Source organism: Nostoc sp. (assembly GCF_036917395.1).
GTDB lineage: Bacteria > Cyanobacteriota > Cyanobacteriia > Cyanobacteriales > Nostocaceae > Nostoc.
In genome coordinates this window covers 46,435-52,840 of record NZ_JBALDI010000059.1, presented here as the reverse complement: position 1 = coordinate 52,840, position 6,406 = coordinate 46,435, and the positions used below count along the sequence as shown (strand labels likewise).

At 42.4% G+C, this 6,406-nt stretch carries 6 protein-coding genes; 4 read left to right on the top strand and 2 right to left on the bottom strand.

Features of this window, described 5'->3' with window-relative positions:
• Nucleotides 1–191 precede the first annotated feature (191 nt).
• Nucleotides 192–1,661, top strand: coding sequence for a CHAT domain-containing protein (locus tag V7K46_RS20670; RefSeq protein WP_335116351.1), 1,470 nt, complete (start codon nucleotides 192–194; stop codon nucleotides 1,659–1,661).
• Between the two features lie 357 nt (nucleotides 1,662–2,018).
• The gene (locus V7K46_RS20665) at nucleotides 2,019–2,570 is read left to right on the top strand and encodes a hypothetical protein (protein ID WP_335116349.1); all 552 of its coding nucleotides are present in this window, start codon (nucleotides 2,019–2,021) and stop codon (nucleotides 2,568–2,570) included.
• Nucleotides 2,571–3,516: 946 nt separating this feature from the next.
• Here V7K46_RS20665 and V7K46_RS20660 read toward each other — a convergent pair.
• Nucleotides 3,517–4,242, bottom strand: coding sequence for a hypothetical protein (locus V7K46_RS20660; protein ID WP_335116346.1), 726 nt, complete (start codon nucleotides 4,240–4,242; stop codon nucleotides 3,517–3,519).
• Between the two features lie 12 nt (nucleotides 4,243–4,254).
• On the opposite strand from V7K46_RS20660, the gene V7K46_RS20655 reads away from it, so the two are divergent.
• Together V7K46_RS20655 and V7K46_RS20650 are read left to right on the top strand one after the other, a co-directional pair.
• On the top strand, nucleotides 4,255–4,515 hold the full coding sequence (locus V7K46_RS20655; protein WP_335116344.1) for a hypothetical protein: 261 nt from the start codon (nucleotides 4,255–4,257) through the stop codon (nucleotides 4,513–4,515).
• Nucleotides 4,516–4,610: 95 nt separating this feature from the next.
• On the top strand, nucleotides 4,611–4,982 hold the full coding sequence (locus tag V7K46_RS20650) for a hypothetical protein (protein ID WP_335116342.1): 372 nt from the start codon (nucleotides 4,611–4,613) through the stop codon (nucleotides 4,980–4,982).
• Here the strand turns inward: V7K46_RS20650 and V7K46_RS20645 are convergent.
• The gene (locus tag V7K46_RS20645; RefSeq protein WP_335116340.1) at nucleotides 4,965–6,158 is read right to left on the bottom strand and encodes a hypothetical protein; all 1,194 of its coding nucleotides are present in this window, start codon (nucleotides 6,156–6,158) and stop codon (nucleotides 4,965–4,967) included. The genes V7K46_RS20650 and V7K46_RS20645 overlap by 18 nt on opposite strands.
• Between the last annotated feature and the right edge of the window lie 248 nt (nucleotides 6,159–6,406).

Sequence of the window (6,406 nt, the reverse complement as noted above, 5' to 3'; positions counted from 1 at the left end):
TCTAACCTTGATTATTCCGTTGGTTCTGGTTAGCAGTTAACACTGCCCAAAACCAGACTCAGAGCGTGTTGCAAATTTTCGGACGAGTCTAATTAGCACAACTACAGACACAATATAACAACCTTCAAAAACAACTGGCATCTCAAGTACCAGAGATTCAGTTATTTGAACAACCTTCTAACCGTTATGCTGTGGCCTCAGCCTTACCAGCAGACGCGATTTTAGTCGAATTTGTCCGCTTTGAGCTATTCGATTTTAATGCAGTTCCAGCGAATGGAGACATACAATGGCAACCTGCTCGTTATCTAGCATTTGTTTTACCTTCTGGACAACCAGATGCAGTGCAGATGATAGATTTAGGGTCAGCCCAAGTCATTGATCAGCTAGTTTGGGTATTTCGCTTGCAGGCATCAGACTATAGCAAGGCAACTCTAGGATGGGGAAAAGCTGACCAATTACCAAAGCTGCCAATAAAACCATACGACTCAGCCCCAGCAATCGAACTTAGCCAAGTGCTTGTTAAGCCTATTTATAACGCCCTAAAAGGCTGTAAACACTTAATATTTGCACCAGATGGGAACTTAAATTTACTGCCGTTTCAAGCATTACCTTGCGATGAGACAAACACGCGCTTACTGATGGATGAGTTTACCATCAGTTATTTAAGTGTGGGACGGGATATTTTGCGTAGGCGTAGCCCCCCGCAGGGATCGCAAATCCCGAAACTGCGCCCGGCTTCTACACCTCTAATCATTGCCGATCCAGATTTTGATTTGGCTGCTGAACAAACTGATACGAGTGGTGCGATCGCCTTTGAGAGTCCCTTGGCGATCGTAAAACAACAATCCTCAAACGATGAATTTATCAACACTCTTGACGGTGAAGTTTTGTCCCGCACACTTGGTACAAGGTTTCTTGCTGAAAGTGTCGCCAAAAAGCTACCAGATGCACGGCTATATCTGGGAGCAGAAGCACTTGAAACCCACTTAACCACCAGCAACTGTCCTAGTATAATGCTGATTGCCACTCACGGTTTATTTTTAGCCGACTCGCCACAAGCACCGTTTCAGACGATGCATTTGGAAGTATCAAAGATAGAAAACCCGATGATGCGTTCTGGACTGGCTTTAGCTGGTGCTAATACTTGGCTCTCTGGAGGGATTTTACCCCCATCAGCAGGTAAAGGGTTTATTTTCGCCCAGGATATCGCCTCATTAGACCTGTGGGCGAATGAATTGACTGTATTATCTGCCTGTGATACCGCCAGAGGAGATATTAAAATTGGCGAAGGTGTTTTTGGATTGCGGCGTGCTTTTGCGGTTGCTGGAACAAAAACACTTGTAATGAGCCTGTGGAAAGTACCAGATCAAGCTACGGCTTTACTGATGGAGCGTTTCTTTAACAACTTAGATTTGAACATGGGACGTGCTGAGGCATTGCAAAATGCCCAGAATTATATACGTAAAATCACGGTCAAAGAACTGCGAAAGTCTGCCTTGGGTATAGAAGTGCTGAAACAACTTTTACACGTTTTTGATTTGTTGGCAGATACCGAGATTGATTGTCATGAGTCAGACACACCACTTGAACATCCATTTTATTGGGGGGCTTGGATATGCCAAGGAGATACAACACGAATGCATAATTTCAAGAGCATATAGTACAAAAAATTTTGGAAAAGGTACAAATAGGTCGTCTACTGAGAAAGTAAGATTTTAATCCCTTCACCCTTTCTTGACTAAAGTCCGAAATTTTTATACACAAGAATATTAGTAGGGTATATGAGAATTGCTGTATTTTCAGCCACCCTGCTGTGAGAAGAAAAAATTTGTTATTCGCATCAAAACTAAAGCAAGTTTTCAAAATACTCTGTAATTTAGGGATAGAGAAAGTTTTCAAAACATTAAACAGTGAATTTATATATGAGAGTTTCATCTCTCAAGGTTATTATCATGAAAAAATACTCAATACTTATCTCACTCTTTGTAATGATATTTGTTATAACAACTGACTTATTTATGACTGCCAGTATAGGAACTACCTCATCGGTTGTAAATGCTACTCAGACTCGGAAAAAAGGATTATCAACAGGAGAATTGGCTTTACTGACAGCAGCAAAAAGTACTCCATCGGTTACAAATGCTTCTAAAACTGGAAAACAAGGATTATCAACAGGAGAATTGGCTCTATTAACAAGTGTTTCCGCGTTCTCTCCTGGTATTTGTCTTTTGAGAGTTGCTTATCGCGCTCAGGAAAAAGGTGCTAATTTTACTTCGATTGTGTTGTTGATTTTTTGGCTGATAGCAGCTATTGATTGTTCTCTGGATAAAATTCCAGTACTTGCCAGCTTGCATCAGTTTTTTGCATATTTAATTATTTGGGGGATAGCATTTTTGGGTTCGACTTATTTGGGGGGCGATCCTTCAACCTGGATCGCGGCTCTAGCTGGCAGTCTTGTTCAAGGTGTTAGACAGGTATATACGATTCCAACTGATGCAACTATTGTCGGTGCGCCAGCACGAAGTTTAATCGAAGATATTGTGGCTTTTCTAATGCTACCCCTTTCTTAGGGAAAATCACGGCTGTGGGAATTATAGATAATTTCCTGGCTCCGAATAGAAACAACGATTTTTAAGTCTTATCAATGGTACAGCCACTGTAATTGCAGTAGATCCCCCTCACTAATAGTACTAAGGCAAACGCATCTAAATTACTGTTAATCACAACAAAGGTTAATGTGACTTGAAGAAGATTTTGCACAGGTTGTCCAAGTTTCCCTGACAAAAAGGGATGTCCAAGTTTACCTTCTAAAAACGTCTAAAAAATAACAAAACTGCTCAAACTCTATGCCTGTATACAAGATAAAGGTTTTGGTAATAGCGATGCCATAGGCATCGCTTGATTAATGCCTTACGAAGTTATAAGTATTTCATGCAACTTGTCCAACTTCTCCTTTAAAACCTGTCCAAAATCTTCTTCAAGTCACAAAATATTAAATCAAAGCAAGATTTTATTAATTTAATACTACAATTCACTCACAGCATTGTTTCTTTGTTCCATTCTGCTAGGATTTCCGACTCCAGAAAACTCAACACTTTTTCTTCTAAATTAGTTAAATAAGCGCGATTCAGCTTCCCCAACAACTCCAAAAACTTCTGGATGTCTTACTGCAACGTATATTAATATACTGAACAATCAACTGATGATCACAAACGAGCGATCGCCAAAGAAGCAATGCCAGCTATCTGCATCTTCCATATTCTGAGGTTCTATTTGGTCTTGTTCATTTCTAGCCAGTTGTAGAGCCTTAACTGAACTCTGTTGAGCGCTGTATGAATCATGTAGAGGGGTTCTACAGCACTCAATTAAACAACTGGCTCCGGCTGGATGTCAAGAAGCGGGAAATTTTATCTTTTTTATCTTTTCCCTCGTACAACTTCTTCACTGTCCCGTTGTGTTGCTATCTCCATTGAAACTGCAACCCAAAGCCATTGGATGCCAAATTGCCAAAATTGTTTAGGGTGTTATCTCTCTCCCATATTCAGACTCCAGTACATTCAACAATTTCTCTTCCACCGCAGTCAAATAAGGCCGATTTAGCTTCCCCAACGACTGCAACAGACTTTTGACTGTCTCCTCCAGCGAATCGGAATACACTCGACTGATGCGATCGCTGATTAATTGCATCTGCTCACACTCAACAAGCAAGTATTCGTAAGATTTAAAATGTTGCAACCCAACTGTGTGTTCGCCATCCCACATTCTCACACTGCAACTAAAGTCATTCACTGCGATGACAATAGCCCAACAGCCACCCCTTCCTCTGAGTTCGGGATTATCCTTTGCAAGGATTTGACAGACTTCGCCGATTTGGTAAGTATTGGGTACTTGGGTTCCCTCCATAATCCTTTGCACCACATCTTTGACGATTCTACCAGTTGGCACTTTACCGCCAGCAACTTCTACTGCTCTTAGCCACACTTCCTGCTGTTCCTGGGGTTCAAGCTTTGTCATGGGTCGAACTTGTCCCTCTGCTGTCGGCAAAATGTGATCAAATTGATCACAAATTTCAACCAAGTTATCAAAAACAACAGCCGCATCCATTAAAAGATAAGACTGCCGACGGCTATGCCCAAAGCGATCGCGGCAATATTCCTCAAATGTTTTGTGTGTAGAACGGTAAAGTCTGCGCTCACGTAACTCAGTCAATGCCTTCCCCGCCTCGAAAAACGCTATTTCCACACGGCGCTCTAGGTGAAGGCGGTAAGCGTAGCCATGCCGTCAGGCTTATCGCACTGTTCATCCTCCGTCAACTCTCTTACTTCAACAGCCGTAACCGTAATTGTTGCTAAGGCTGGGTTTTCCTCTTGGGTAAGGTTATCTAGTGGCGTGTCGTCACTGGATGCAGCAGAGGTGGATTTTTTACGCTTAGAGGATAGCTGTTTCGTTATTCCACCTATTGAACAGTGTTTGAAGATAGAGTTGTGGCATGATATGAGTGTATTTTGGAAATAAATTTTACGTCACGATGCCTGGATTTTAATAGGATACACTTACGTTTTTAACAAAGAAAATGGGCGAGCGCATAGACATTTTTATTAGGAAGCAATATGGCAGACCTCAGCGGTAATTGGTTAGGAACTTACTGGCAAGATGACATTCCTAGTCGCTTTGAAGCAACCTTTGTTCAGAGTGGAAATACTTTTAGTGGTTCCATTTTGGATGACAACTATTTAGGAGAAGCTCAGGTCAATGGCGAGGTAATTGGGCGCACTGTCAGTTTTACTAAACGTTATTTAGTTACCTCACCTGTACCAGTTAGATATACAGGCATAGTTTCAGAAAGTGAAGATTATATGCAAGGAAAGTGGAATATAGGTTTGCAGTATTCTGGTTTATGGTCAGCACGACGCGGTGGAGAAAACCTGATTGTAGATTTACAAACTCGGCTTGAACAGCAGACTTCATTGACGATAACTTAATCGTTCGCATAAATTCCTGCCTTGTTCCCAGGCTTTTTTATGTGTAATTTCCGACTCCAAAAGACTCAGCACTTTTTCTTCCAACACCGTCAAATAAGCCCGATTCAGCTTCCCCAGCGACTCCAAAAACCTTTGCACTGATTCCTCTAGCTCCCTCGAATACACCCGTGTAATGCCATCGCTAATCTCCTGCATCTGCTCACACTCGGCAGGCAGGTAGTTTAAGGACTTCAGGTGTTGCAACCCAACTGTGTACTCCCCATCCCACATTGTAACTGTGCAACTGAATTCACCCACATGGTTGGCTATCCCCCAACATCCATTTTTACCCCTGAGTTCAGGATTGTCTTTTGCAAGGATTTGACAGATTTCGCCGATTTGGTAGCTGTTGGGTACTTTGGTACGTTCCATAATTCTCTGCAGAACATCAGTGACGATCCTGGCACTGGGAACTTTACCACCAGCCTCCTGTACTGCCCGTTGCCAAACTTTAACCTGCTGCTGGGGTTCTAGCTTTGCCAGAGGGCGCACTTGTCCTTCGTTAGTCGGCAGGATTCGTGAGGAGTTAGGTCGAGTTTTGTCTACTTCCTCGTTTTGGGAACAATTTGTTCCCGTTTCATCCACTCCCTCATTTTGGGAACAATTTGTTCCCGTTTTATCCACTTCCTGGTTTTGGGAACAATTTGTTCCCGTTTCACCCACTCCCTCATTTTGGGAACAATTTGTTCCCGTTTTATCCACTTCCTGGTTTTGGGAACAATTTGTTCCCGTTTCACCCACTTCCTGATTTTGGGAACAATTTGTTCCCGTCACTATGTTGTCAAATACTACAGAACCAGCTATTAGATAATTGACTCGGCGATGGGTGTATCCAAATCTATCACGACAATACTCCTCAAATGTGCGATGAGTGGATCTGTATAACCTGCGATCGCGCAACTGGGCCAATGCCTTGCCTGCCTCAAAAAATGTCCTCTCCACTTTCCTCTCTAGGTGCAGGCGATCGCTAATTTCCTGCTCGGTTAATTCGGGAATTTCAACAGCAGTAACGGTAATTGTTGCTGAGGCTGGGTCTTCTTGAAGGGAGATATCCTCATTTGCAGAGTTAGCTGCTGAAGTTGAATCGATAGAGGCGGCAGAAGCGGATTTGTTGCGTCTAGAAGGTGGTTTAGGCATAGATTCCACCCCTTTAGCTCAGTGGCATTTGCTTAAACTCGATTGCAGATAGATTTTCACTGTTATGAGTAGTTGCGTAAGGGCATTGGCGCAGTGTCTTGAAGAAAAGTGATCGTCTTTTGTTATCGACCTTAGAATAAAGGGGAGCAACGCGATTTGGTGAGGTAGGATCAAAAACCAGCGATCGCTAACAACTTTCTTCAGTACTAAAAATATTTATTACATTAACATGCGTATTAATACATAAG

Excerpts from the sequence above, each read along its gene's own strand:
- V7K46_RS20665 (WP_335116349.1), top strand. The coding sequence starts at position 2,019 with ATGACTGCCAGTATAGGAACTACCTCATCGGTTGTAAATGCTACTCAG.
- V7K46_RS20650 (WP_335116342.1), top strand. The coding sequence starts at position 4,611 with ATGGCAGACCTCAGCGGTAATTGGTTAGGAACTTACTGGCAAGATGAC.
- V7K46_RS20645 (WP_335116340.1), bottom strand. The coding sequence starts at position 6,158 with ATGCCTAAACCACCTTCTAGACGCAACAAATCCGCTTCTGCCGCCTCT.